Source organism: Paenibacillus thailandensis (assembly GCF_042685365.1).
In the GTDB taxonomy this organism is placed as follows: Bacteria; Bacillota; Bacilli; order Paenibacillales; family Paenibacillaceae; genus Paenibacillus_AP; species Paenibacillus_AP thailandensis.
Genome location: NZ_JBHUMY010000033.1, coordinates 1 through 25,393 on the forward strand (window position 1 = coordinate 1; position 25,393 = coordinate 25,393).

At 53.4% G+C, this 25,393-nt stretch carries 21 protein-coding genes; 2 read left to right on the forward strand and 19 right to left on the reverse strand.

The features are described 5' to 3' along the window. Positions 1-45 precede the first annotated feature (45 nt). Positions 46-690 (reverse strand): glycosyl hydrolase family 28-related protein, encoded by a 645-nt coding sequence (locus tag ACFSW5_RS21700; protein WP_379277866.1) that lies wholly within the window; start codon positions 688-690, stop codon positions 46-48. A gap of 170 nt (positions 691-860) precedes the next feature. On the opposite strand from ACFSW5_RS21700, the gene ACFSW5_RS21705 reads away from it, so the two are divergent. After that, positions 861-1,712, forward strand: a complete 852-nt coding sequence (locus tag ACFSW5_RS21705) for an AraC family transcriptional regulator (protein WP_379277868.1) — start codon at positions 861-863, stop codon at positions 1,710-1,712. On the opposite strand, the gene ACFSW5_RS21710 is transcribed toward ACFSW5_RS21705, so the two are convergent. From ACFSW5_RS21710 to ACFSW5_RS21780, 15 genes are all read right to left on the reverse strand, one after another. Then, the gene (locus ACFSW5_RS21710; protein WP_379277870.1) at positions 1,675-2,067 is read right to left on the reverse strand and encodes a hypothetical protein; all 393 of its coding nucleotides are present in this window, start codon (positions 2,065-2,067) and stop codon (positions 1,675-1,677) included. The genes ACFSW5_RS21705 and ACFSW5_RS21710 overlap by 38 nt on opposite strands. Before the next feature lie 328 nt (positions 2,068-2,395). Next, positions 2,396-2,686, reverse strand: coding sequence for a hypothetical protein (locus ACFSW5_RS21715; RefSeq protein ID WP_379277873.1), 291 nt, complete (start codon positions 2,684-2,686; stop codon positions 2,396-2,398). After that, positions 2,683-3,081, reverse strand: a complete 399-nt coding sequence (locus ACFSW5_RS21720) for a hypothetical protein (protein ID WP_379277875.1) — start codon at positions 3,079-3,081, stop codon at positions 2,683-2,685. Before ACFSW5_RS21720 ends, ACFSW5_RS21715 begins: the two co-directional genes overlap by 4 nt. A gap of 80 nt (positions 3,082-3,161) precedes the next feature. Then, positions 3,162-4,532: an ABC transporter substrate-binding protein gene (locus ACFSW5_RS21725; protein WP_379277878.1), complete on the reverse strand. Its 1,371-nt coding sequence runs from the start codon at positions 4,530-4,532 to the stop codon at positions 3,162-3,164. Between the two features lie 25 nt (positions 4,533-4,557). Then, positions 4,558-5,943: an ABC transporter substrate-binding protein gene (locus tag ACFSW5_RS21730; RefSeq protein WP_379277880.1), complete on the reverse strand. Its 1,386-nt coding sequence runs from the start codon at positions 5,941-5,943 to the stop codon at positions 4,558-4,560. A gap of 147 nt (positions 5,944-6,090) precedes the next feature. Beyond that, positions 6,091-7,458 (reverse strand): HAMP domain-containing sensor histidine kinase, encoded by a 1,368-nt coding sequence (locus ACFSW5_RS21735; RefSeq protein ID WP_379277883.1) that lies wholly within the window; start codon positions 7,456-7,458, stop codon positions 6,091-6,093. A gap of 14 nt (positions 7,459-7,472) precedes the next feature. Next, positions 7,473-8,165, reverse strand: a complete 693-nt coding sequence (locus ACFSW5_RS21740; RefSeq protein WP_379277888.1) for a response regulator transcription factor — start codon at positions 8,163-8,165, stop codon at positions 7,473-7,475. Between the two features lie 71 nt (positions 8,166-8,236). Beyond that, positions 8,237-9,205, reverse strand: coding sequence for a carbohydrate ABC transporter permease (locus tag ACFSW5_RS21745; protein WP_379277891.1), 969 nt, complete (start codon positions 9,203-9,205; stop codon positions 8,237-8,239). A 20-nt stretch (positions 9,206-9,225) separates the two neighbouring features. Then, positions 9,226-10,092, reverse strand: coding sequence for a carbohydrate ABC transporter permease (locus tag ACFSW5_RS21750; protein ID WP_379277894.1), 867 nt, complete (start codon positions 10,090-10,092; stop codon positions 9,226-9,228). Further along, complete coding sequence (locus tag ACFSW5_RS21755; protein ID WP_379277896.1) at positions 10,089-12,338, reverse strand: DUF5696 domain-containing protein; 2,250 nt, start codon at positions 12,336-12,338, stop codon at positions 10,089-10,091. Before ACFSW5_RS21755 ends, ACFSW5_RS21750 begins: the two co-directional genes overlap by 4 nt. Beyond that, positions 12,335-14,488: an SMP-30/gluconolactonase/LRE family protein gene (locus ACFSW5_RS21760; protein ID WP_379277899.1), complete on the reverse strand. Its 2,154-nt coding sequence runs from the start codon at positions 14,486-14,488 to the stop codon at positions 12,335-12,337. Before ACFSW5_RS21760 ends, ACFSW5_RS21755 begins: the two co-directional genes overlap by 4 nt. A 19-nt stretch (positions 14,489-14,507) precedes the next feature. Next, entirely contained in the window at positions 14,508-15,398 is an 891-nt protein-coding gene (locus ACFSW5_RS21765) for a carbohydrate ABC transporter permease (protein ID WP_379277901.1), read from the reverse strand. Then, positions 15,395-16,372, reverse strand: a complete 978-nt coding sequence (locus ACFSW5_RS21770) for a carbohydrate ABC transporter permease (RefSeq protein WP_379277904.1) — start codon at positions 16,370-16,372, stop codon at positions 15,395-15,397. Before ACFSW5_RS21770 ends, ACFSW5_RS21765 begins: the two co-directional genes overlap by 4 nt. Beyond that, positions 16,362-19,352: an extracellular solute-binding protein gene (locus ACFSW5_RS21775; RefSeq protein WP_379277906.1), complete on the reverse strand. Its 2,991-nt coding sequence runs from the start codon at positions 19,350-19,352 to the stop codon at positions 16,362-16,364. Before ACFSW5_RS21775 ends, ACFSW5_RS21770 begins: the two co-directional genes overlap by 11 nt. A gap of 31 nt (positions 19,353-19,383) precedes the next feature. Then, positions 19,384-20,505, reverse strand: coding sequence for an ABC transporter ATP-binding protein (locus ACFSW5_RS21780; protein WP_379277910.1), 1,122 nt, complete (start codon positions 20,503-20,505; stop codon positions 19,384-19,386). Positions 20,506-20,721: 216 nt separating this feature from the next. Here ACFSW5_RS21780 and ACFSW5_RS21785 point away from each other — a divergent pair, with 216 nt between their 5' ends. Further along, complete coding sequence (locus ACFSW5_RS21785; protein ID WP_379277913.1) at positions 20,722-22,623, forward strand: ABC transporter ATP-binding protein; 1,902 nt, start codon at positions 20,722-20,724, stop codon at positions 22,621-22,623. 76 nt (positions 22,624-22,699) lie between these two features. On the opposite strand, the gene ACFSW5_RS21790 is transcribed toward ACFSW5_RS21785, so the two are convergent. From ACFSW5_RS21790 to ACFSW5_RS21800, 3 genes are read right to left on the reverse strand one after another with little or no spacing between them, the layout of a single operon-like run. Next, a complete protein-coding gene (locus ACFSW5_RS21790; protein ID WP_379277915.1) occupies positions 22,700-23,245 on the reverse strand; it encodes a beta-xylosidase family glycoside hydrolase in 546 nt (181 codons plus the stop codon). Continuing rightward, positions 23,242-24,228, reverse strand: coding sequence for a glycoside hydrolase family 43 protein (locus ACFSW5_RS21795; RefSeq protein ID WP_379277920.1), 987 nt, complete (start codon positions 24,226-24,228; stop codon positions 23,242-23,244). The genes ACFSW5_RS21790 and ACFSW5_RS21795 overlap by 4 nt, the downstream gene beginning before the upstream one ends. After that, positions 24,225-25,379, reverse strand: a complete 1,155-nt coding sequence (locus tag ACFSW5_RS21800) for a hypothetical protein (protein WP_379277923.1) — start codon at positions 25,377-25,379, stop codon at positions 24,225-24,227. Before ACFSW5_RS21800 ends, ACFSW5_RS21795 begins: the two co-directional genes overlap by 4 nt. Positions 25,380-25,393 lie beyond the last annotated feature (14 nt).

Genomic DNA, 25,393 nt, shown 5'->3' on the forward strand with positions numbered 1-25,393 from the left:
TCGACAAAAGTGTCTCTAAACCCTTGTGAGATAAGGATTTTTTGATTATTCAGCAAGCCCTAAATAGTCCCGTACCGGCGCATAAGCTTCCGGTTCATGAACGCCCTGCCCGTGCAGCCGCTCGACGAATTCCTTGGCGTGCAGCGCCGCTTCGGACGGACACCAATACGTGCCCGACTCGTCTACTGCGCCGCCGGACCGAACGAGCTCCTCCCATTGGCGTTCCGTCGTTTTGCCTTTTTTGACCGGGCGCCATGCGTCTCCGCCTCCGTCGAATATGCCATGTCCGGTTATCGCGATATTCTCCAGCCCTTCGGCATCCAGGGGCGACCTGCATCTTACCGTTTGGCGTCCTTCGTAGTAAGATTGGATAAGCGGGTAACGGTCGAAATCCCGGCTGAACGATACGAGCGCCCCGGGTTCCGTATATAGTTCGATCTTGTTCCGAAAAACGATCGGACCGGTGAGCCATACTCCCGCCGGAATGACGACTTTGCCTCCTCCAAGCGCGGAAACGTGCCGGATGGCATCGTCGATGGCTTGCGTATTATCGTGCATGCCGTCGCCGATCGCTCCGAACTCTTTTATATTGACGGACCTGTCGGGAATAGACGGGAGCAGGACCTCCGGCATCGTCCATTTCGCGCGATCGTTAAGCCGCCGTTGCCGGACGCGGGCATCTTGTTCCATTGCTTCACCTTCTTGTTCGTAGTTGTCGCAGCCGTATCGTTATCGGAAGAACGATCTTTATGACGACGTGTTTATTGTATATAATAGTTATGCTAAGTTCTTCACGAATCTTTGTTGATTTCATAGTAAACTTTGCTTTATTTGTCCTCGAGACAAGAAGGGAGAAACGAATGACGGATCGGATCGAGCCTAAATACGTAATCGGCGATACGGATTTCTCCATTCAGCGCATGTATCGCAAAGGAATTAGCGCCATGCGCCGCCCTCACACCCACGATTTTTATGAAATCTATTATTTGCTTGAGGGCGAACGGGTTTATTTTATGAACGGAAATGTGTATACGGTTTCAAAAGGCGAGATGATGTTCATTAACCCGGACGACCTGCATTCGACGGCCAGCTCCGCCGAAGTGCCGGAATTCGAACGGATTTTGCTCAATTTCTCCCACCGCTTCGTGGAGGAGGGCGATAAGCAAATCGCCGCTTTGCTCCCGTTAGACGATTCCAGGCTGATCCGCCTCCCGTTAAAAGAGCAGCCCGTTATGGAGCGGATCTTAAAAAGAATGATCGAAGAAGCCAAATCGGAATCTCCGCACTACGTTTCCTACATCCGTTCCCTGCTGATCGAACTGCTGGTGCTCGTCTACCGCGCGGGGCTGACCGGCGAAGCGGATTCGCCGAGCAAATACGCCCATCCGATGCATCATAAAATTTCGGAAATCGCCTTATATATGAACCGCAATTTCAACAAGCCCATTACGCTTGAACAGGTATCCAAGCAATTTTATATCAGTCCTTCGTACTTAAGCCGAATATTCAAGAAGCTGACCGGCTTTCATTTCCGTGAATACCTGCAGGTCGTCCGAATCCGGGAAGCGCAAAAACGGCTGGCCGGGACCAGGGATTCCGTCCAATTCATTTCGGAGCAGGTCGGCTTCGAGCATATTGCGCACTTCAATAAAACGTTCAAAAAATTAACGTCCGTCACGCCGCTGCAATACCGGAAACAAAACCGAAGGTAAAATCGAAAATAACAATACGAATCAACTTGTCATGCCGCACCGGTCGAGCAGAGCGGGAATGCGGACCCCGGGCGCGCGAATCGCTCATACCAGCCCCGCCCGGCTCCCCTGAAAAAATGAAGCATGCCGACGTGGGTATAATCGTACTCCCCGTTATTCCATGTCCCGGCCCGCCCGTATTCGTCATCGCGTAATTGCGGTCGCCGTACAGCCGTCTTGCGTTTCTGCGCTCCAAATAAATCGCCAGCGACCCGCCAACCGCCTTCTCGTAATCCGGATACCGTTCCGAACGCGGCGCCAAATCGCCGAGCGCCTGGCTGTCCGCATGCCATTCCCATGGCGCCAGCGCCAGCAAAGGCGCATGAAACGGCAGCGCCGTTTGGCCGATGGCGCCGCGCCGATGCCGGACGCATGCAAGCCAAGCTGCATTTCGTGCGTTCTGGCTTCCCCTTCTTTGAACGAATAATAGTCCAGCCTTTGGCCGCCCGGGAGAAAAGAATCTTTAACCTCCGACAATCCGGGCAAAAAGACCGATACGCAGAAGGTCGCGGCTTCCCTCCAGGCTTTTTAAGATATTTTTCGTTAAACTCTTTGACGGTTGCGCTTATCGCGTAATCGTGCATGCTTGACGATATCCACCAGAAATGCCGGCCAGACGCTTGACGTCCGCCGGGTTTTAGGAGCTATCCGACGATGCAATCGTCGAAGCTTTCCGACAGGACGCCTTGCACGACGCCGTCAACCGTCGCGAACGGCATTGCGAAGCCTTCCGTATGGCCCAGCGAATAACCGGCCGGGTGTGACACCCGCCATTCGAGGCCGAGGTCCGTCATTTCCGCATCCGTTCCTTGATTGATGATCGTATGGGTCAGCTTCAAATCCGATTTTCCGCGCCATGCCTCGATGCGCAGCACGTAAGAAAAACCGGAGGGGCTTTCGCAGCCGGACGGCGCATAGCTGCCCGACGCTTTCATGACATTGGAAATAAGCCTTCGTTCTTACCGATGGACAAGCGGAGAACCCCGGTATCTACCGTACCGGCGGCCTCACTCGCTTCGGCAATCAGGCTTTGTACCGGATGTGCCGAGTCCTTGCTTTCCGATATTTGCAGGGAAAATAGCCGCTCCGCATTCGCGGGTACGTCGGCCAAAAAACTGACCAGCACCCATTTGATCGATGCGGCATTCGCATACCATGCCAGCGGCAGGAACTGGGCCGGAACCCGCCGCCCCAACTCGTCGAGCAATTGAAGCCGGTTCGTATCGCGCAAATCGTAGTCCGGCGGGACCGGCAAACCGGAGCTTACCGGAGCGTTTCGATAATCATGAGAATGAGGGTTCTCCACCCGCAATGGAGCTAGCTTTAACATCCCTTTTGCATTCCCCTTCAGCCATTAGAAAAAACGAAAGGGGGCCGAATAAGGCACCCCTCGATCTTTTCTTCGGCGTTTTATTGTCCGCTTTTCTCCGCAATGACTTTATCCGCTTCCTCTTTCGCTTTTTGCAGCAGCGTGTTGACGTTCATATTTCCTAATGCGAGATCGTTAATATATTGGGTTAATTTCTTCTCGACGTCGTTGTCGTAAGGCGACTTTCGCATAACCGGCGCAAATTGGTTGTAAAAGACCGCGGTTTGGTTTTTCCCTTCGTATTTGGCGGTACCGTAGGCCGCTTGGACGTCTTTGTTCAACGAGACCGGCATATTCCCGTTCTTGGAAAATTCCAGCTGGAACCCGTCGGAAATTAAATACTTGATGACTTCCATCGCCGCGTCTTTATTTTCGGAGAACGCCGGTATAGCCGCATATTCCGGATAAGCCTGGCCACCAACGCCCGGATTTTCCGTAAATGTCGGGGCGGCAACCATATCCCAATCGAAATCGAATTTCTCGAAATCCTCGCTGCCGGCATGATGCACAAGCGTTACGACCATCGCCGCTCTTCCTTCGTAAAACTGGCCGCTTGCCATCTTGTTTTCGTTTTGCGCCATGAAGGTTTGATAACCCGGATCCTGCGTCGGCTTATAAAAGACGTCCAGCACCGTTTTCCACCGTTCATCGTCGTAAGTGGACAAATTCGTGTCCGGATTCACATAAGACAAACCGAGGTTATTCAACTTCACAATGTGATGGTTGGAATATTCCAGGCCGATATATTGCACGCCGTCTTTCGTTTGGTTAAACTGCTTCGCCGTCTCGTAAACTTCGTCCCAGGTCATGCCGTCCTTCGGATACTCGACGCCGAAAGCGTCGAACATATCTTTGTTGTAATAAAGAACCAGCGTGGAGTTAAGGAACGGAATTCCCCACATCTGTCCGCCGGCATTCGTCGTCATCGAGTCGACAAGCACGGGATCGATTCCGCCGAGATCGACATTATGCCGCTTCATCAGCTCCGTCATATCGTACTGAATATTGTGTTTGGGCATCTCATAGAAAATGGAGCCGATAGAGCGGACAAAAATATCGAATTTATCCCCGTTTAAAATCATTTTGTCGATATTCAGTTCCTTTGTGCTGGCTCTGATGTCGAAATTGACCTGCGGAAATTTCTTTTTCAACGCATTGCCGTACATTTCCATCTGCTTCTCTACCGAGGTGCCGCCGCCATTGACAAGCGTAATCGTCGTTCCTTCCGGAATCTCGTATGCGGAAGCTTCGCCTCCCGCTTGCTGTTCGCCTTCGTTTGAACCGGCGCCGGCGCTTGGAGCAGAGCTGCTCTCGGCCGGAGGAGTACTGCCGCCGGTGCCGCCCGAGCATGCCGACAACAGCGACGCAAACAGCAGGACAAGCGCGACGGCCAAATTAAATTTCTTTTTCAACGGTATTCCTCCTTTGTTTTTTAGTTCAGTTGCCGTTCTTTTCGGCGATTTTTTTGTCCGCTTCTTCCTTCGCCGTGCGCAGCATCGTATTCACGTCGATCTTGCCCAAGGCCAGATCGTTTTTCTGGCCCGTAAACGCGCGTTCCACGTCGCCGTCGAACTTCGTCTTGACCATTACCGGCGCGAACGGATTGTAGAACACGGCCAAATTGTTTTTATCCTTGTAAGATTCGGAGCCGTACGCGGCCTGCACGTCCTTGCTCGTCAAGACGGGCATGATCCCTTTCTTGGCGTATTTCATTTGGAATTCTTCGGAAATCATATACTTGATGACATTGACCGCCGCGTCCTTGTTTTCGGAGAACGACGCGACCGCCGCATACTCCGGATAGGCCTGACCGCCGATCCCCGGGTTTTCTTTAAAGGTCGGAATGGACACCATATCCCAGTTGAAATCGGCGCGTTCGAAATTTTCGTTGCCGGTATGGTGCACCAAAGCCGCAAACATAGCGGCTCTTCCTTCATAAAACACTTTCGAATCCGCGATTTTGTTTTCGTATTTCGCCATAAAATCCCGATAGCCCGGATCCTCCGCAGGTTTGCGGAAAATTTCCGCGATCGCTTTCCAGCGCTCGTCGTCGTAAGTGGATAGATTCGTTGCCGAATCCACGTACGAGAGGCCGAAGTTGTTCAGCTTCGTCATATGATGGTCGGACACCGCCAGTCCTACGTAGTTCACGCCGTCTTTCGTTTGATTGAAGCTTTTGGCGATTTCAAACACCTGATCCCACGTCATACCGTCCGTCGGGTAATCGACGCCGAAGTTATCGAACAGATCTTTGTTGTAGTACATCACGATCGTAGAGTTAAGGACCGGGACGCCCCATAATTTGCCCCCGGCGTTATCCGTCATCGATTTCATAAGGACAGGGTCGATACCGCTGAGGTCCACTTGATGCTTGCTCATGAGTTCCGTCATATCGTACTCAAATCCGTTGTCCGGAACCTCTTGAAAGAAGTAACCGACGGAACGAAGATAAATATCGAACTTTTCGCCGCCGAGAATCATCTTGTCGATCTTCAATTCGCTGGTCGTTCCTTTGAACACGAAGTTCACGTTAGGGAATTTCTCGACCAACAAGTCCCCGTACATGGCCATTTGCTGTTCGACGCTGCTTCCTCCGCCGTTGACGATCGTAATCGTCGTTCCGTCCGGAATATCGTACTCCGAAGCGGTCTCCGTTCCGGCGTTCCCTTCATTCCCGTTCCCCTCTCCCGTGTTGCCTCCGGCGCTGCTGCTCGGCGCTGCACTTTCGGCCGGGGGGGTGCCGCTGCCGCCGCCCGAACAAGCCGACAAGGCCAATGCGAATACGAAGACGATTGCGGGCAAGATGACCAAACCCTTTTTCACGTTTCAATGCCTCCCCATCTCTAATGGATAAAAGACTATAAAAAAAGATTTCATGCTAGCGCTTACATCTTTATCGTATCCGCAAATTACGAGCAGTTCTATGCTTGCGTTTGTTCGAATCCGCTTTATTCTTTTCCTTTTTTGTTCTTAATTCGCCTGAGTAAAGTTAGGAACGACAACGACGAACGTCGAGCCTTCCCCCAGCCTGCTTTCCACTTCGATGAAGCCTTCATGGGCTTCGATCAACGCCTTCGCAATGCTTAGTCCCAAGCCTACTCCGCCAGTAAACCGGGACCTTGATTTATCCGCGCGGTATAACCGGTTGAAGATGTACGGCAAATCTTCTTCTCCGATTCCGATGCCGTCGTCTTGGCATAAAATCAGGATATGCGATTTCGTCCATTTCACTTTAAGGCTAACCTTCCCGCCGGGAGACGTATATTTAATGGCGTTCGAGACGATATTGGCGATGACCTGATACATTTTGTCGAAATCGGCGTTGGCATATGCAGGCGTATGGGCGGGCTCGAAGCTCATCCGTATGCCGGCTTTCAAGGCGAGCGGATGATAATTGACGTACACTTGCTTGGCCAGCTTCGTCATGTCGGTGCACTTCTTGTTCATGGCGAATTGTGCGCCTTTGGCCTCGGAGAGCCTTTGCAAATCGCTTACCAGCCTCGACAGCCGCTCCAATTCCTCGTACATTTTGTCCAGATGCTTCTGATCCGCTTCGTATACGCCGTCAATAATCGCTTCGAGCTTCGTCATGATCGAGGTAATCGGCGTTCGCAGCTCATGGGTAATATCCTCCATCAAGTTTTTGCGCCATTCTTCCTGCTTTTGCAATTCCGCGGACAACTCGCTTAACGTCAGCGCCAAGCAGCGGATCTCCTCGGTGCCTTTCTTCGGAATATGCTTAACCCACTTCCCCTGGCGGATGCTTTGCGCGTATTGGTCCAATCGTTTTAATTGCTTGGTCAGCATGAACGCCAGGCAGAAACTGATGGCAACGGATAGAATCAGAATGATTCCGAATAAATATTTGGAGCGGGTCTCAAGCGTTTCGCGGAAATTGACCATCGCCGGATTCAGTTCCTTCGACGCTTCCAGAAACGCAACCCGCAGACGGCCTGCCGGTTCGCCGCCCACGATATACGGAACTTCCTCGATCATCGTCGACTCGCTGCCGGTACGGTCAATCGAGTTGTACCATACGCCCGTACCCGATCCATCCGTAAATTCGACCAATAAGCCGTACAGCCGTGTTCTTCGCTCCAGCCATTCCGCATCTTCGACCGTCAGCGGACCGGTCCGAATGCCGCGTTCCCTCATATCGTCCAGCAGCTTGTAAGCATGGGACTTAATTGTCTGCACGTGATAATCTTTAAATAAACCGTCCCAATAAATGTTATAAACCATGGAAATCAGCACGATAAAAAATAGAGAGAACAAGGAAAAGCTCACGAATAATACGACATACATTCTGTTGAGAAACCGGAACGCCAGCCCAATCATGCGCTTTTTCCCGCTTAACTCGGATCCGCTTCGTATCCGAATCGGTACCCCATGCCGATGACCGTTTGGATATATTGCGGATGCTTGTTGTCTATTTTTTTGCGCAAATTTTTAATATGAACGTCCAAGGAACGGTTGCCTTCCTCTTGAAACCGGTAGCCTAACGCTTGATAGAGCAGGTCGCTTCGGCTGAACAGCTTCATCGGCTTGCTGGTCAATACCGACAATAGCTTGAACTCCGTGGACGTCAAGCTCGCCCGCTTCCCGTCGACGAACACTGCGGCCGAAGCCGGATCGATGATCAAGGCTCCGTTATTGAAAGACAACGTCCCCGCTTTGCCCCCGTCCTGCGAAGTCCGCCGCATGAGCGCTTTCACCCGTGCGACGAGCTCTTTGACGCGGAACGGCTTCACGACATAATCGTCCGCCCCCATGTCGAAACCGCTCACGACATCGCTTTCCAAAGACTTCGAGGTCAGAATAATGACGGGGACGTTCGATTTCTCTCTTATTAATTGGCATACCTGTTCGCCCGGCATCCCTTCCAGCTTCAAATCCAATATAATGAGGTTGTGTTTCATATAATCGTATTTTTGAAAAGCTTCAAAGCCGTTAGGAGTCATATCGACCTCCCATCCCTCCTTGCGCAAATAGGCGGCCAGAACTTCCCGAATTTCCGTCTCATCCTCCACGAGCAAAATTCGCATAGGAATCAAACCCCTGTCCTTACTAAATTTTCCTCTATTATATCGACTGACCGTATGGATGGAACATCCGCTTATTCCACGAGACCCGTCCGTTCGACGCTTTCCACGAACCATCTTTGCGTAAACATGTACAGGATCAATAAAGGCATGATCATAAGGAAGCCGGTCGCCATTTTGATGGAATCCTGGAATACGCTCGGCCCGCTAAGCTCCGCTTCCGCCGTCAGATCGGCCGCGATGATCGACATCCCCTGCGAAAGAGGCTTCAGGTCGCTGTTGTACAAAAACATGCTCGGCAAATAGGAATCGTTCCATGTCCAGACGAAGGCGAACAAAAACACGACAACCATGGCCGGGCGTGCAAGCGGAAACATCACTTTGAAAAAGATTTTGAACACGCTCGCGCCGTCGATCCTGGCCGACTCCTCCAATTCTTTGGGCTGGGACATAAAAAACTGCCGGTAAATAATAACGAACAAAGCGCCTTTCAAGCCGTGGCCGAAAACGGCCGGCAGCACGATCGGCCAATACGTCTGCATCAAGCCGAGCTGGTTCGAGGCGATAATGTTCGGCAGTATCGTAACCTGCGGCGGCACGATAAAGGAGAGTAGCAAACAAAAGAACCAAAAGTTTTTAAACGGAATGTGCAGTCTGGCGAAGGCGTAACCGGCTATCGCGCAGGAAACGGTCTGCAGCAAAGCGACGGTCGTCGACAGCGCGGCGCTAACCCAGAAGCTTTCCGAATATTGGAGCTTGCTCCAGGCATCCTGCAGAACGCCGAGGTATATTTCGTTCGGAATCCATATGACGGACGGATTCGACAGATCTTCGGCGTTTTTCAGCATAGTCGATACCATCTTGAAGATCGGATTCATGTAAATAAAAGCCGTGTCGATCAGCAGGACGTACAGAAAGAACTTAAAGAACAGCCCCTTATCGACCTCAATGCCGAAGATGACGTTCCTCGTGCGCAGCAAGGCCGACGTAAAAGCGGCTTGATCCACTTTGGCCCTTCGGGCAAGCGTAATCCATCTGTTCATCTCTCATTCCCTCCTTTAGGTTATCTGGTTTGTTGATAGGATCTGCTTATTCTGGCGAAGGCCAGCATAATGACGGCCAGGAAAAGCAATACGATGGCGAAGTAGATCCATACGAGGGCGCTCGATAACCCGTAATCCTCCGTGTTCACCCTTTGCATGATCGGGTTTCTCGGAAACGTAAACAAATCGACCAGCGTATAGATCGTATTCAGAAAAATAAACGGCACCATGCCCGGCAGCGTAATTTTCCAGAACGATTCCCAAGGGCTCGCCCCGTCGATACGCGCCGCCTCGTATACGGATGAAGAGATCGTCTGCCGGCCGGCCAGGAAAATCAAAATTTGAACGCCCGAGTACCATAAAATCAAGACGAACGAATTCAATACGGAGGAGATTGTCGCTCCCCACGCTCCCGGAAACACCATGGATACGTACGAGCTGATATTGTATTGCTCCAGAAAACCAAGCGTTCCTTCGCCCTGGTCGTAAAACTCCTGAATGATTTGCCCGCTGGAGAAGATGACCGGAAGGAAAAAAACGGTTCGAAACATCATCCGGCCCGGAAATTTGTAGTTGAGCATAATCGCCACCAGCAGGGCGAAGATGACGATTATCGGGATCATGAACAGCGCCTGCCGCAAAAACGGAATCAGATCGTTATATAAAATGCTTCCCTGCTCGAACAAGATGAGCTTGTAATAGGAAAGGCCTTTATATTGAATATCCAATCCTTCCGGCACGATCTTCACTTGATTGAAGCTCATGTAGAACGAAAACCCAATCGGGAACGCCATAAATACCAACAGCCCGAACAGCCACGGCAAAAGAAAGATCGTGCCTTCGATATTGCGCAAGGTCGACGCTTTCAGCTTTCTCGTCTTGATCAACGGTCCCTCCCCCCTTTCGCCACCGCATAATCCATCGCGCTCACGCGGATTCCGTCCCGGTCGTAATCTTCCCGGTTATAATTCACGTACACCTTCGTGCCGTTTTCATAGACGGTTTCGTATACGCCCGCGTCCAGCCGGCGGTGGCCGACGATAAACTGATCCTGCAGCTCGCCGAATATTTCGTTGTATTGTTGGTATTGTTCGACGGCCTCCATCTTCCAATCGTCAAAGGCCGAGCTTCTTGGCGTATACCAATAGGCGCCCGTTAATTCCGACGTTTCGGCCATCGTAAAATCAAAGGACGGGTACGAGCCGTATTCGATATCGCGCAAAAATTCGATTTGGTATTGGCTCCTGGCGTTTTCCGGCAATGACGTATACGTTTTCAAGCCGTGAAGCGCAATTTGCGCAAACGGTATCGGTCCCGTGGAGAACAAATCGTAGGAATGATCGTCGATCAGCCGGTCGACGTGATCCGATCGGCCTATCGCGTAGAAGCCGGCGTTGTTGACCCGGACAGAGCCTACCGCCTCTTTGACCTCGCCGAGAATGTTCAAATCGGATTGAACGACTTCGGAACGCGTTCCGCCGTATTTCGTGTTGTAATCGGTATTGACGTACCGTCCGATTCCTTCCATCAGCAATCCGTCGATGCCCAGCTTCTTGAACCGGACCATATCGTCCCGCACCGCTTTCTCGATAAACTTCCGGCTGGCGGCCGTAATCTGGTCCCCGCTGTTGGCTGTAAAGCTCATCAGAGAGCCGGCCAAATCCCTTACGCCGTGATACCGTCCGACGAAGCCGTTCATGCCCGAATTATTCAACTCGTAATTGACTTCAAGCGATACCGGAATTTCAAGCGAATGGGCAAACTCGATAAAGTTTTTCAAGCCGCTTTCGCCTCCGATTCTCCGGTCGACGGGAAGATAGCCGCCAAGCGAGCTATAGCCGTTCTCTTGCCAGCCGTACAAGGTGATATCCATGTTCATAATGCCGAGCCCGTACAGCTCTTGAACCATCTGCATCGCTTCCGGGAACGTCGTCGCTTTCACGTACCGGTCCGTCAGCACGCCGTTATGCCGGTCAGCGCCCAGAATGGACAAGAACAACGGAATATTCGAGTCGCGCGGAGAAATACGCTTCAGTCCCTGTTCCTGCATCAAATATTGGCGGTAACGCGAAGCCATCCCGACGTAATCGGCCGCATCCTCGTTCAGAAAATAATAGCGCGTCACCCGGTCGTCTCCGAACCGGCTGTCCTTCGTATACGTCTCGAACCCGTTGTTTTTGGCGCGGTTCGTAATCTGCATAAACTTCATCCGGTAATGCTGCTGCGTGCCGATCCAGTTGTAATTGCCGTATACGCCGGCCGGCGAAGCGACGATATCGCTATACCCGGCCCCTCCGGAGACAACCGCCAGGAAAGCCTTCTTCCCGATTTTCATCCCGTATACCGGCATGGAAATGTTGTACCGGCTTGACGGATTGTTGATGAAAGAAGCATCCGAACCGTATATCCGTTCCTGATAAAGCTGCTTGATGGCGGATTCCTGCTTCTGAAAGGAGATAAGAGCCCCGGAGCCGTCCGGAATAAATAAATATCCTTCCTCGTTCCCTGATTGCTCGGCCGAGAAGAACGGATACAGTCTGAGCCATAGCAGGCTTTCCGTCCCGGTTTCCTGAATGCCTTCGTCGATGATCGCGGTTTCGACATAGTCGTCGTGCAAGCTTAACCGGACCGGAATTTGAAAGCCAAGCGTCGGCAGCTCCAGCACGAATTCGATCCCGTTTTCGGTGGGAGCCGCCTTGACAACGGTTCCTTGTTCTTTGGCGAAATTGGTTTCTTTGGGCTTCGCGTTTGGGTTATAAAAATCGATATGCTGAAGCATGACGGGCGACTGCATATGCTCGATCCAGCTTCCGGCGATTCCGGGATTGTCCCAATCGTCCGGATTCGGATAAGAACGCCATACGTTCCCGCTTCGCTTATCCTCTACGATAAAATGTCCGGAACTCTCGTCGAACTTTAACCGAAGCGTATCGTTTTCTTGGATGAGCTTGAAATTCGATTCGTCCGGCAAAGCCTTCGATTTGCTGCCGCCCTGTCGCTCCTGCCCGGACGGCATCTCCGCATAGGCGCTGTCCTGCTTGAACGTAATTTTGGCCTGGCTGACCAGGAGGAGAATTCCGAATGCCACCAAAGCATAAACGGCCGCTTTCTTATGCCGCCATATCCAATTCATCGCAAGGTCACCTCCTGGTACACTTCATAAAGGAATATTCGAAGCTCATTGGTCAGCCCGACCATAATCAACGCCAATACGGCCAACACCGCGATCGCGAAAACCGTTAAAAAAATATTGATCGCGGTTTCGCCTACGCTGTAATTTTGCAGCGACTGCACTTTCCAAAAAAACAGCGCCGCGATCCATACGTACATCGCCAGCCGGATATAATAGAAAATCGGCGCTTCGGACAACGTCATGACGTTCGATAAAAGAGCGAGCGGGACGCCGATCACGATGAGCGGCACCAAGGCATAAGCCGAACCGATAAACGTATCGCGGAATCGTCCTTCCCCCCGGTAAATGGAGCTGATCAAATAATTGCAGACGACCCAAGCTCCGATCGCAACGATGTACTGCAGCAAAATCATGTAAATATTGATTTCTCTCAAATTGATTTTGTTAAAGGAGAAGCTCGTGTACAACACCGTTACGACGATGGCCAAATAACCGGCAAAATAGATCGTGAGCGCGCTCCGAACGCTGCCTTTATACTCGAACCGCAAAGCGCTCAACCCGTCGAGCGGATGCTTCAATACATAGAAGGCATGCTTTAATTGCTCCGCGTATGGGCTGGATTTTCGCTTCCGGGGCTGAACGTTCAATCGTTTACGGACCAACCGCCATCCTTTTTTGAGCGCGATCAAGGCAACCGCGGCGACGACCAGACCGGTAGCGAGCGCGGAGAAATTTTTTTGCATCCAGAGCAGCCGAATTTGCCAGAACGACTCCGAATATCCGATTTCGTTGCCGCTTTGATGGTACAGCTCCGCTGCTTTTTCATAATCGCCTTTTTTATAAGCGGCTTTGGCCAGCCCCCGCAACGCGGGCGTATAAAACGCGTTTAGCTTGATCACTTCCTCCCACGACCGCTCGCTCTCCAAGTATTTGCCTTGCAGCGTCAATCCGTTCGCTTCGTAAACTAAAGCGCCGAACTCCGATAACCGAAACTTTTGCAGCACGCCTTCCTGATCGTCCAGAATGAAAAGATCCTGCTTGGAATTGATCGCGATCGAGACCGGGCTTTTGACGAGTCCGAGCTGCGTAATGCTGCTCGCGGATTGGCCACCCCAGAAAAACAGAAGCTCCCCGTTCGCGTCGTATTGGCTTACGTATTTATACTGTTTGTCGATCACGACGAAATTGCCTTGATAGTCCACGGCTACGTCGACCAGGTTTACGGGCAAGCCTTTGCTGGCGCTGAAATCTCTGGACGTGTATTCGCCGAACGAGCTGTTCTGCTGCCCGAGCGAATTGTACTTCGACAAAATATTTTGCCCCTCGAAATTCAGCTTTTTAATTTGATCGCTCGATACTCCTTCCCCGCTCGTCACCGTATACACGAAACCGTTCGCGTCGACCGCGATATTGTTGATCGGCGGCGGCAGCTTGCTAAGCTCGTTCTCGTACATTTCTCTCGTATATAAAGCTTTTTTGATCGCGTCGATCGCCGAGAAAGGGGCTGCGTTCATGCCGTAAAATTTAGCAAACTGCCCGTTCGCGTCCAATTGAATGGCGCCGTAGTAACCGCCCAGCGTCACCACGTAAATATATCCGCGTTTATCGACGACCAGCTTGATCGGATCGAATTTCAAGTCGGAAGGAATATATCTGGAATCGGGCACGCCGAACGTTTGCAGCAAACGTCCTTCCGGGTCCAGCTTGACGATTCTTTTGTTTCCCGTGTCCGCGACATAAATATGCCCGTCCTCGGTTACGAATACGCCCTGCGGATTGCTCAGCGGATCGTCCTCCGGCGCGATGAAACGAATGAACGCTCCGTCCGCGGCAAAATGCACGATCCGGTTATTACCCGTGTCCGCGACGTAAATCTCGTCGTTGCCCGCTACGAATACGTCCTGCGGCCCCCTCATGGGCGAAGCGGCAAGCTTGTTCGGGTCGTTCGGGTCCGGCGCGAACAGGTCGTGGCCGATAATTTTTTCCGGCGTATAGGAAGGCTGTATCCCCCACACCAGCTTTCCGAACCCGTCGCGCGTAAACGTGTTATACATGACGTCCGCGTAGGTGTGGCGAGGCGCGGCGGACATGCCGACGGCCGTTACCGCGAGGAACAGCAGCATGGTTAAGATCGACCTTAAGTGCTTCATTACCAATCCTCCGATCCTGCTACTTAATGCCCGAATGCGCCATGGTCGAGATCACCTTGCGCTGGAACGCCAAGAAAAATATGAGCGTCGGCAAAAACGTGACCAGACCGGCCGCGGCCGCCGCCCCTTGGCGGGCCACTTGGTTGGCGAGATTGTTCGTGATGGTGCTCAGGAAATACGGAAACGTCTTCATGGCGTCGTTCTGCATGAACAATACCGATGTCGAAGCATCGTTCCATATCGATTGAAACGAAAGAATGGCCGTCGTCGCAATGGCCGGCATGCAGATTGGAATGACGATCCGGCTGAAAATCGTCCACTCCCTCGCGCCGTCCAGCTTGCCCGCTTCCAGCAGCTCGTTCGGAACTTGATCCATGAACTGCTTGATCAGAAACACGTTGACCGGAGCCGCGACATGCGGCAAAATATGGCCCCAATACGTGTCCATAATGCCCAAATTCGCCACGACCACGTATCTCGGAATTTGCATCGCCTCCGGAACGAACATTAGCGATAGTAGGATACCGGCAAAAACGAGATTATGGCCGGGAAATTTATGCTTGGCAAGCGGATAGGCGCATAATGCGCTGATGACGACCACGCACAACGTCCCGAGGCCGGTGACGACGACGCTGTTGAACAAATATCTCGTCACCGGCACGGTCGAATCCTGGATGACGACAAAAAATTCCGTGAAATTGGATAAAGTCGGCTCCTGGACGAATATTTTCGGCGGGAACAGAAACAGCTCGGAATAGGGCTTCAGCGAATGATTGAAGATATAAATTAATGGCATAAGCATGAAATAACCGCCGGCGGCGAGCAGAATCGTCAATACGATTTGCGTCCGGTCCATGCGAAACAGCCTCGACTTTCTTCTCCATCTAAGCCGCGTTGCGAGCGCCTTCATTGGTCGTCCCCCTTCGTTCCGAATAGCCGCCAGCTGAGCCGGTTGAAGAAATAGATCATGAGCAGCAGCATGACGGATAACGCGGCGGCGTAGCCCATCTCGTAACGGATTAAGCCGTAATCCGAAATATGGCTTTGGATCGTATGGCCGGCGTATTCCGGCGTCGGCTTCATGCCGGACAGCTGCTCGCCGATATCGCCGGCCTTGAACGCGCCGACGATCGCCATGACGGAAGCGAACAGCATCTGTGGCTTCATATACGGAATCGTGATATACCAGATTTCTTGAAGCCGGCTTTTGACACCGTCGATTCTGGCCGCTTCGTACAGCTGCTTATCCACGTTCAAAATGCCCGCCAGCATCGCCAGAAACCCGACGCCCATGCTCGACCACATCGTCACGACGACCATGGAGCCCATCAAATACGCGGGGTCCGTTACCCACAGCTGGGGTTCGTCGATCCAGCCGAGCTTTAATAACACGCTGTTCAAGTAGCCGATCCGGTCGCCGGACAGCATCGGCTGCCAAATGATGTTCATGACGACGCCGCCGGTCAGCGAAGGCGCGTAAAAGGCCAGAACGAACAGGAGCCTCCAGCGATCGGGAATTTGCGCGATCAGCCACGCGAGAACAAACGCGGCGATATATCCGCCCGGTCCGACGATTAAGGCAAACGTCAACGTGTTCGGCAACGCGTATTTTAGGAAGAGAATGTCCTGCGAGAACAAATATTGATAATTGTCCCATCCCGAGAACCGCGGCGTTTCGATCGTGTTGAAATACGTAAAGCTTAAGCCGAACGCCGCCAGCACCGGAATCAGGATGAAAAGTATAAAGGCCGTCAGGAACGGGGCGATAAACAAATAACTAAGTCGGTATTGCCATATTCCGGTCAGCAGCAGCCGGAGCTTTCCGCCCGTTAGCGCCAAAGGTCTGACCTCCGGTTTATGGGAAAGCTGCAATTCATCGGACATATTTACTCGCTCCTTCCCACGGCTTATCGATGACCGGCGGATCGTAGGTTTTCAGCACATTGCCGGCTTTGTCGATATATTCGAATTCGATCGCTTTACGCCTGATTTCGCGGTTAATGTTCAAGACGGCTTCCTCCAAAGCGGCGCGGTAATTTTGCCCGTCGAGCACCGTACGGTTCCATGCGTTATTGATCTCGCGCGGTATGAAATAGGAGCCCGGCACGTTCGCCATATCCTTGTACCAGCGCCATTGCTCGAGATAGACGTTCAGCTCTTCCGGCGTCCACGGCAAATGGCTGAATGCCTCGACGTTGGCGGTATTCCAGCGGAACGTGATGCCGTAGAACCCTTCCAGGTCGGAACCGAACCTTTCCTGCGTTTCCGCGGACAGCCACCATTTCATAAATTGCCAAGCTTCTTCCTTGTTTTTCGATTTCTCGAAAATCATCGACGCTTGCTGTCCCCCGCCCGACCAGCGCTGGATCGTCCCGTCCTCGCGTTGCAGCCCCGGCAGCGGCGCGATCCCCCACCAGCCGTTAATTTCCGGCGCGGCGACCGCGAGCTGCAAATACATATTGAAATCCCCGATGCCGATCGGCATGTCTCCGTCGCGGAAATGTTGGTAGAAGCTCGTAATTTGCCGTTCGATCCCGTACACCGAATAAAAGTCGGTATATTGCTTGAAGGCTTGGAAGCCTTCGGGGCTATCCAGTCCGGTGGCGAGGCCGTCCTTCGTGTAAAATTCCGCCCCGTTCTGGAAGAAGAACGTCAAATAATCTTGCGGAATATTGAAATCGTAGCCGTTCTGCTGAAGCGTCGGCAAAATGTCCATCACTTCATCCCACGTCTGGGGAACCTTTAAGCCTAAACGGTCCATAATGTCTTTCCGGTAGAACAAAATGTTGAACTTCTGCGATTCCGGCAGGGCGTAATAATTCCCGTCGAAATAATACGGCACGATCGCCCCCGGCGCATATTGCTCCGACAGCCGGGCGAAATCCTCGAATTGGTTAAGCTCCAGCGCCGCGCCGCGAATCGCGAGCTCGATCGGTCTCCCTTCCGTCAGGCCGATGGCGACGTCCGGCGCCTTCCCTGCGGCATTCGCCATTACGATCAAGTCTTCGTTCGGCAATAGGTCGACCCGCACCTTAATGCCCGTTTCCGGCGTAAAATATTGATCCGCCAAATCCTGCAGGACGTTGACGTAGTCGCGCCCGTAATTCATCCACACGTTCACGACTTCCTCGTCGTCCCCGCTTAGACGCGCCCTTTCGTCAAACGAAAAGAAAAACTGCTTGACATTGTTCGCTACGCTTTCCGCGAACCCCGCTTCCATTTTCGGAAAATCCCCGTCCGCCGGCACGATGTACAATTTGTCGATCATCAGCGGCGCTTGCATTAACGGCTGCTGGATCGAAGCCAATCTTTGCTGAACCGTCGAGATGCTTTTTCGCTTATACGGAATGTCGTTCGCATATTCGAGAATATCCTCGATATCGCGGATTGCTCCGCTAATCGTCTGGGAATTGTTGTCGTCCCCTCCGTTAATGCCGAGCAGGTTCTGCTCCATCCGTTTCAACAGGCTAAGAACGACCTTCAGCTTCTTCGGAATTTCCGGGAAGTTGTTCTCGACGTCCCAAGTCCGGTTCTGGTCCTCTTCCGTTCCAACCAGCTTGTAAAGATCTTGGGATACGCCCGAAAAGATTAAAATCGCATCGTTCAAATCGTTTAAAACGTCGGCAAAAGGCGCAATCGTCACTTCCATCGTTATCGTGTGCTCGCCCTTCGTCAGGTACATGCGATAAGGCTCCCTGTTGCCGTCCCGAAGGACGGTGCCTTGCCAAGAGGAGGCGTATTCAAACGGATACTCGTAAAATGGCTGGAACGGCACTTGGCCGTCGATGTAAATCGTCCGGAATACTCGCTTATTGAGCTGATAACCTTGGAAGACGCGCGCTCCGATCTTGTAGTATCCGTCCTCCGGCACGGAGAACTTCCACGTGATGGCTTCTCCTCCGGTTTCCCAGCGGTTGCCGCCCACCGCGTTGAAAATTTGCCTTCCTCCCGCTTTAGGCGTCGTCATCGCGTCTTGATCGACATCCATCTGCAGCGAGACGTCGTTCTTCTCGTGCATCATTTCGGCCTCGACCACGATGGCTTCTCCGGCCGTCTTTCCGGCGGAACGTTCATCCGTTCCCGAGACGGGCTCATAGTCCGGAGCCGATTGGGGAGGTCCCAATACGAGCTTGTCGATGACGATGGAGCCGTGCGTTTGAAGGCGGATCGTATGCTTGCCTTCGTCCAGATACCATTGCAGCGGCGCGGCATATGAGCCGGAATTGTCTCGGAAGGGCCGATCGATCCACGCGTCGATTTCTTCCGGCCGGGGACGGATATCGTCTCCATATTCATCCTTCCGGATCGGCATCGCGTCCCGGAATAGCCTCGGGAAGCCGATCGATCTCGCTTCCATGAACGGGAACTCGCCGTCTACGGTGACGGCAAAAACCGCCGGGCGGTAATTTTTGGCGTTTCCGTTAGAGGAATCGTAAGCATGGTAGCTTAAGTCGATTTGGTATAACCCCGCTTCCCCGATCTCCACCTCGTATTCGATCCAATTCGTCGACGAATTGTCCCAGATCAGAACGTTATCCTTGCCCGCATAACGGCCCGCGCGGTGAAGCGATTGCTCCGAATGGCCCGCCACGTCCGTTCCGGGTACGGTAATCGTCCGAGACGCCGGCTTCGCGCCTTGTTCCGTCCAAGCCTTCAGCTTCTCGGAGAAATACGGCTCGAAGTCGTTGCTGGCCGCCGTCAATTCGCCCAGCAACCGCTGCACTTCCGCCTCGTCTTCCTGAACCGGCCCGACCGAAGCGCTTGTGCCGCCGCCGCAGCTGGATAACGCCGTCGCTATAACGGCGGCGATCGCAATGCCGCAGAGCTTCTGTATCGTTCCCGGGTAGCGTTGTTTCCGTGTCACCCGCTCCTACCTCCTTAAACTGCTTAACGTCTCAAGATCCGCCGACGCTAAGCGACGTTTTCGCATCAAAAAACAACGCGCTGTTCATATCGACCGCGAATCGGATTTTCTCATCCGGTTGGAAAAAGTTTCTTGGATTGACCCGAACGACCAGGTCTTGCTTCGTTCCGATATCGACATACAAATAACGGTCCGCTCCCATCAGCTCATCCAGCTTGTAAACGCCTTGGATCACGGCCCCCGGGTACATTTCGAACATGATCGGATCGACGCTTACGTTCTCCGGACGAATGCCGAGCACGATCGATTTGTTCGAATACCCTTCGGCTATGAGTCCCTTCGCTTTCCCTTCGGGAACCTCCAAAGCGAATCTGCGGGTCTGGAAATAAAGCTTGCCGTTCTCCGTCAGCATCGAGCCGTCGATAAAATTCATCGGCGGGGAACCGACGAAGCTGGCGACGAACCGGTTGACCGGGTTATTGTAAATGCGCTCCGGCGTATCCACCTGTTGAATGACGCCGTCGTTCATGACGACGATCCGGTCTCCCATCGTCATCGCTTCCGTCTGGTCATGCGTCACGTAGATCGTCGTCACGCCAAGCTGCTTCTGCAGGCGGATAATTTCCGTTCTCATCTGCACGCGTAGCTTGGCGTCGAGATTCGAGAGCGGCTCATCCATGAGGAATACTTGCGGCTCCCTGACGATCGCGCGCCCGAGGGCGACCCGTTGGCGTTGACCGCCCGACAGCTGCCTGGGCTTGCGATTCAAATAATTTTCGATTTCGAGTACTCTCGCGGCCCGTTTCACGGCAAGGTCGATATCGCTTTTCGGCATTTTGCGAAGCCTTAGCCCAAAAGCGATGTTTTCGTAAATGCTCATGTTCGGGTATAAGGCGTAGTTTTGAAACACCATCGCGATATCGCGGTTTTTCGGCGGCAAATCGTTTACTTTCCGGTCGTTGATGAAAATTTCGCCTTCGCTGATATCCTCGAGGCCCGCGATCATCCGCAAGGTCGTCGATTTGCCGCAGCCCGAAGGGCCTACGAAGACGATGAATTCTTTGTTGTCCACGCTCAAGTTGAAATCTTGCACGACCGGCTTCTTCTCCTTGCCATACGTTTTATAGACATGATTGAATAAAATGTTCGACATGACCTTCCTCCTGGCCATAAATTTGAAAGCGGTTACTTTTTATAAAATTATAAAGGGGCCCATCTAAACGCCGTGTAAAGATTGTCATGCGGCTCCCCGCGCCGGCAAAGCTTGCGTCCGTGTAAAGACGGTGTAAAGAGTTCCCCGCCGGTCTTGCGTTTTTCGAAAACTAGAGGCAATATAGATGAACCAAAATAAACGAAGAGAGGTCCGACGATGAAATCGAACCGTTCCGAGCCCGATTTACCTTCCAAGTATCACCTCTTCAAGCGCTACATGTCCTTTTTGAAGCCTTATACGTACGGAATTTTATGGATTATCGCCCTCGGCATGTTAAGCTACTGCGTCCCTCTTGTCATTCCGTGGATGACCAAAATATTGATCGACGACGTATTGCCCGGCCGCGACGGCAAATGGACGCTCGAATCCGTCGTGCTCGTTCTCGTTGCCGCCCAAATCTTCGGGGTGCTGCTCCAATTTCTAAGAAACTACTATACGGCCAAGCTCGGCAACCGTATCGTCGTCGATCTCCGGTACAAGCTGTACCAACATATGCAAACGCTGTCACAACGTTTTTTTGAAAGCCGGCAAACCGGCAGCATCGTCTCCAGAGTGCTGAACGACGTCAACGGCGCTCAAAATATGATCGGCGGCGGCGTCATCAACCTCGTCATCGACGTGTTTATGGTCGTTTTTGCCGCGGCCATGCTATTTGCGCTGGATATGAAGCTTGCGTTGTTGTCGCTATGGCTTCTTCCGCTCTTTTATTTGACCTTCACGAATCTCAACGTGCGCATCCGGTTCGCCTATCGTTACGTGCATCGCGAGCTCGAGAAAATATCGGGCCTGCTGGTCGAACGTATCGGAGGCATAAAGATCGTGCAGGCGTTCGGCAAAGAAAAAGCCGAATTGGACCGCTACGAGAAACAAGCGATCAACCATTACAAGCATTCGATGTCCGCGAACGTGCTGTCCAATACGCTTGGCGCGATCGTGCAATCGTTCAACCACGCGGGGACGATCCTCATATGGCTGGCCGGCGGATACGCCGTTCTGAACGGAAGCCTCAGCCTCGGCAGCCTCATCGCCTTCCAGGCTTACTTGTCGCAGCTGTACGATCCGATCCGCCGATTCTCGCAAGTGAATATTACGATTCAAAATTCGATGGCGAACGTAGAGCGCATTTTCGAAATATTCGACATGGAGCCCGAAATCAAGGACGGCAAAGACCCGATTGCCATCGAAAAATGCAAAGGAGACATCGTGTTCGAGAATGTCGGCTTTACTTATGTATCGGAGCGGCCGGACCCGGCCAAGACGGATTTGAAATATACGATGCCCGCAAGGAAAAAGTTCTACCTGCTGCCTCCGCGTACGAAGCCGGCGCCGCCCCCGATGATCAAAGAGTCGAACGTCGCGCTTCGCCATATCAGTCTGCATGCAAAGCCCGGCGAGGTTATCGCCTTGGTCGGCCCGAGCGGCGCGGGCAAATCGACGCTGATCCACTTCATTCCCCGCTTTTACGACCCGGACGAAGGACGCGTGTTGCTCGACGGAATCCCGCTTCCCCATTACCGGCTGGCGGATGTCCGCAGGCAAATCGCCGTCGTGCTGCAGGATCATATTTTGTTCTCCGGCACGATGTACGATAACATCGCTTACGGGAGCTTCAAGGCGGACAAACGCGATGTCGAGGAAGCGGCCAAAGCCGCAAACGCCTACGACTTCATCATGCAGCTGGAACACGGTTTCGATACCGTTATCGGCGAGCGGGGCGTCAGGCTCTCCGGCGGTCAGAAGCAGCGGATCGCCATCGCCAGGTCATTGCTCATCGATCCGCAGATATTAATTTTGGACGAAGCCACCTCCGCGCTGGACGCGGAATCGGAGCATCTCGTCACGGAAGCGTTGGAGCGATTGATGAAAAACCGCACGACGTTCGTCATCGCGCACCGGTTAGCCACAGTCGTCCGGGCGGATCAGATTCTGGTCATGGACCGGGGTCAAATCGTCGAACGCGGCACGCACCGGGAGCTGCTGGAGCTGAACGGCTTGTACCGCAAGCTGTACGAAAAGCAGCTGAAGGCGATGCGGCCCGAACAGTTGCTGAAGGCTTAGCGCGGAAAGCCGCGACGGCAAAAAGCGAGAACGAAAGGGCCGGTCGCCGCGACCAGCCCTTCTCGTTTTCCGCGGTTCAGCCAGGCGCATCCCCCGCTTGCCCCTCATAGGCGAACCAATCGATATCGGCCGGAATCCGGCGCCCGGAGCCGCCGTTGTTGGCGTAAAAACCGACCATCGTGCCGGTGAACGCTTTTTTCTCCCGCGTCCCCTCATCGCTCAAGAAACGCGCGTCCTGCACGACGCCGGCTTCCATCCATGCCAGACCGTCCGGGCTGTAGAAGAAACGTCTGGCCTCATGATCGACGTCGACCCGCAAATAGATGCCGTCCTCTTGTTTCACGCCGCGCTCCGCGATCGTAAACGGCTCCCTGGCCCGATTCCCCTGCACTTTAAGCTTAAGCCCGTTCTCATAGATTAGGCACAGCTTAATATAACAGCGGCTGTCGTAATAACATATCAAGCCGGCCTGCTCCCCGTTTCGTTCGGGACGAAAATCCAGCTTCATACGAGCCGTGTATACATGATGCCTTTCTCTGCGGACAAGCACGTTCCGCGCTTCCGTCGACGATAAATCCGCGTCGCCCGTCCATATCCGCACATGACCCGGCCTGTCCGTCAAAGACCAATGCCGGGGATCGGGATTCCGTACGAACTGCCAGTGCAGGGGCAGAAGTGATCCGCCTGCGGCTCCGCGTACGGGAATTCGGGCAGCAGCGGCGCTTGCTGAATCACGCTTGGCCCGCGCCCCTCGTTCACCTCAAACCAGCCGTCCTCCCGCCAGCGTACCGGATCCAAATACGTCTCTCGGCCAAGCGTGCAAAATCCGCCTTCCAGCGGGCGACCGGCCAAATATACCATCCACCATTCACCGCTTTGGGTTTCTACGAGCTTGCCGTGGCCGGCTCTTTGGATCGTAGCTTTCGGATCGCTTTGCGTATGCACGGGATTAAACGGACAAGGCTCATAAGAGCCGAACAAATTCGGGGATCTCGCCGCCGTAACGCAATGCCCGTACTCCGTGCCGCCTTCGGCCATGACGATGTAATAATAGCCGTCCCGCTTCAGAATATGGGGACCTTCCGGCGCGGCTCTCCCGGTTCCTTCCCATAACTGGACGGGCTCGCCCGCGGCGGCGGTGCAGTCCTCGTTCAGCTTGACGATTTTCGTCCCTTTGCTGCCGTACAGCATGTAATGGCTCCCGTCGTCGTCCACGAAATGCGAAGGATCGATTCCTTCCTCGTTAATGACGACCGGCTTGGAATAAGGGCCTTCGGGCCGCTCCGACCTCATCATCAGGTTCGCCCTGCCCGAGCCGTTCAGCCTCAGCGTCGCGCAAATATAGAACGTCCCGTCATGATACGAAATATCCGGCGCCCATATGCCGTACGAGTCGGGCAGGCCCGTTAAATCGAGAAAGTCGCTCGATTGTATGGCGTGCCCGATGTACCGCCAGTGAACCAAATCCTTCGAATGGGAAATGACGATAGCCGGAAAATATTGAAACGTGGAGTTTACCATATAATAGTTGTCGCCGACGCGCACGACGGAAGGGTCCGGATGGAAACCGGAAAGGACCGGATTGGCATACGTTCTTGCCGTCATAATTCCCCCTCTTCTCTTATCCGTTCATGTTCAATCCTTGCGGCGCGCTCCCAGAAATCCCCGCTAAACCTTGCGAGCGGCTCGCTTCGGACTCCGGAAAGCTGATAAGCGATTTCGCGTATCCACAGCGCTTGGGTTCCGGCGTTCATGTCGCCTTCGGCCCGTCCCCCGCCGATTCGTACCGGAGCCGGCATATACGGGTAATATTCGCCCGTTTTCACCTGTGCGACGTTCGGAGCCGGAGGGGAAAAGAGCCGCTCGCGCGAGAACCCTCCGTCCGGTTTGAGAAATCGCTTCATGTTCCCGTACGTAATCTCGAGAATTTCCCGCCATTCGCCGTCCGGTATCGTTAGTTCTCCGCGGAAGGAATGCAGCAGGTCCATCGGATTCCGAACCCAGCACATGTCGATCGCCTCCTCGCCGCGCAGACATTCCAGCAGCGACCGATAGATCCGCTCGACGTTCGGCACCGGCAGGCGGAACGTGCGGAAGAAACTGCGCAGCTTAAAGGTGCCGGAAATTCGCACGTAAAGATTGCCGTTCCCCCACAAGCCGGTTTCCGGGTCCTGAATCGACGCGAAATAACGGTAGGCCGCTTCCACATAGGGCTTGCGCTCGCTTTCCGCCATTCGAAGCAAATGATGATTGGGCGTTCCCATTAAATCGCAGCCCCGCCAGCTGTTCCGCAGGTCGACGCTTCTAAGCCAAGCGGCATAGCTGTCCGGCGAAGCCAAATAATCCGGAGCGGAGTGGGTACCGGTCGGGAGCGGGTGCAGAGGAGACGCCCCCAGCTTGCGAAGCGAGCCGGTGCAATAGCCGAAAGCCCGCATCACCATCACTTCGTCCAGACGCATGTTCGGGTCCTCGTCGTAGAAAAATCCGCTCTTTTCGTCCTGCTTGCTCTGAAAAAAAGAAATCATTCGGCCGCGGACGGCTTCCGGCATGCCGCCAAGCAGTCCGGAGCGGTCCAAAATGTTGAGAGCCATCGCGCTCGATTCGATATCGTGCCGAAAATTCGGCATGTCAAAGGAGCTGCGGGCGTAATAAAACCCGCCCGAGCGGCGGTCGTATTGGCCCGCCAGCCATAGGTAATAGCCCGCAAACAATTCGTCGAAGCCGGCCAAAATGCCGGGTATCGCGTTCGTAGCCATTAGGGTCGCCTCCT

What these genes read in the sequence shown, in the direction of transcription:
- ACFSW5_RS21780 (WP_379277910.1), bottom strand. Translation starts at nt 20,505, where the DNA reads ATGTCGAACATTTTATTCAATCATGTCTATAAAACGTATGGCAAGGAG.
- ACFSW5_RS21745 (WP_379277891.1), bottom strand. Translation starts at nt 9,205, where the DNA reads ATGAACAGATGGATTACGCTTGCCCGAAGGGCCAAAGTGGATCAAGCC.
- ACFSW5_RS21715 (WP_379277873.1), bottom strand. Translation starts at nt 2,686, where the DNA reads ATGAAAGCGTCGGGCAGCTATGCGCCGTCCGGCTGCGAAAGCCCCTCC.
- ACFSW5_RS21800 (WP_379277923.1), bottom strand. Translation starts at nt 25,379, where the DNA reads ATGGCTACGAACGCGATACCCGGCATTTTGGCCGGCTTCGACGAATTG.
- ACFSW5_RS21740 (WP_379277888.1), bottom strand. Translation starts at nt 8,165, where the DNA reads ATGCGAATTTTGCTCGTGGAGGATGAGACGGAAATTCGGGAAGTTCTG.
- ACFSW5_RS21765 (WP_379277901.1), bottom strand. Translation starts at nt 15,398, where the DNA reads ATGAAGGCGCTCGCAACGCGGCTTAGATGGAGAAGAAAGTCGAGGCTG.
- ACFSW5_RS21735 (WP_379277883.1), bottom strand. Translation starts at nt 7,458, where the DNA reads ATGATTGGGCTGGCGTTCCGGTTTCTCAACAGAATGTATGTCGTATTA.
- ACFSW5_RS21795 (WP_379277920.1), bottom strand. Translation starts at nt 24,228, where the DNA reads ATGACGGCAAGAACGTATGCCAATCCGGTCCTTTCCGGTTTCCATCCG.
- ACFSW5_RS21755 (WP_379277896.1), bottom strand. Translation starts at nt 12,338, where the DNA reads ATGAATTGGATATGGCGGCATAAGAAAGCGGCCGTTTATGCTTTGGTG.
- ACFSW5_RS21720 (WP_379277875.1), bottom strand. Translation starts at nt 3,081, where the DNA reads ATGTTAAAGCTAGCTCCATTGCGGGTGGAGAACCCTCATTCTCATGAT.
- ACFSW5_RS21785 (WP_379277913.1), top strand. Translation starts at nt 20,722, where the DNA reads ATGAAATCGAACCGTTCCGAGCCCGATTTACCTTCCAAGTATCACCTC.
- ACFSW5_RS21760 (WP_379277899.1), bottom strand. Translation starts at nt 14,488, where the DNA reads ATGAAGCACTTAAGGTCGATCTTAACCATGCTGCTGTTCCTCGCGGTA.
- ACFSW5_RS21700 (WP_379277866.1), bottom strand. Translation starts at nt 690, where the DNA reads ATGGAACAAGATGCCCGCGTCCGGCAACGGCGGCTTAACGATCGCGCG.
- ACFSW5_RS21705 (WP_379277868.1), top strand. Translation starts at nt 861, where the DNA reads ATGACGGATCGGATCGAGCCTAAATACGTAATCGGCGATACGGATTTC.
- ACFSW5_RS21770 (WP_379277904.1), bottom strand. Translation starts at nt 16,372, where the DNA reads ATGTCCGATGAATTGCAGCTTTCCCATAAACCGGAGGTCAGACCTTTG.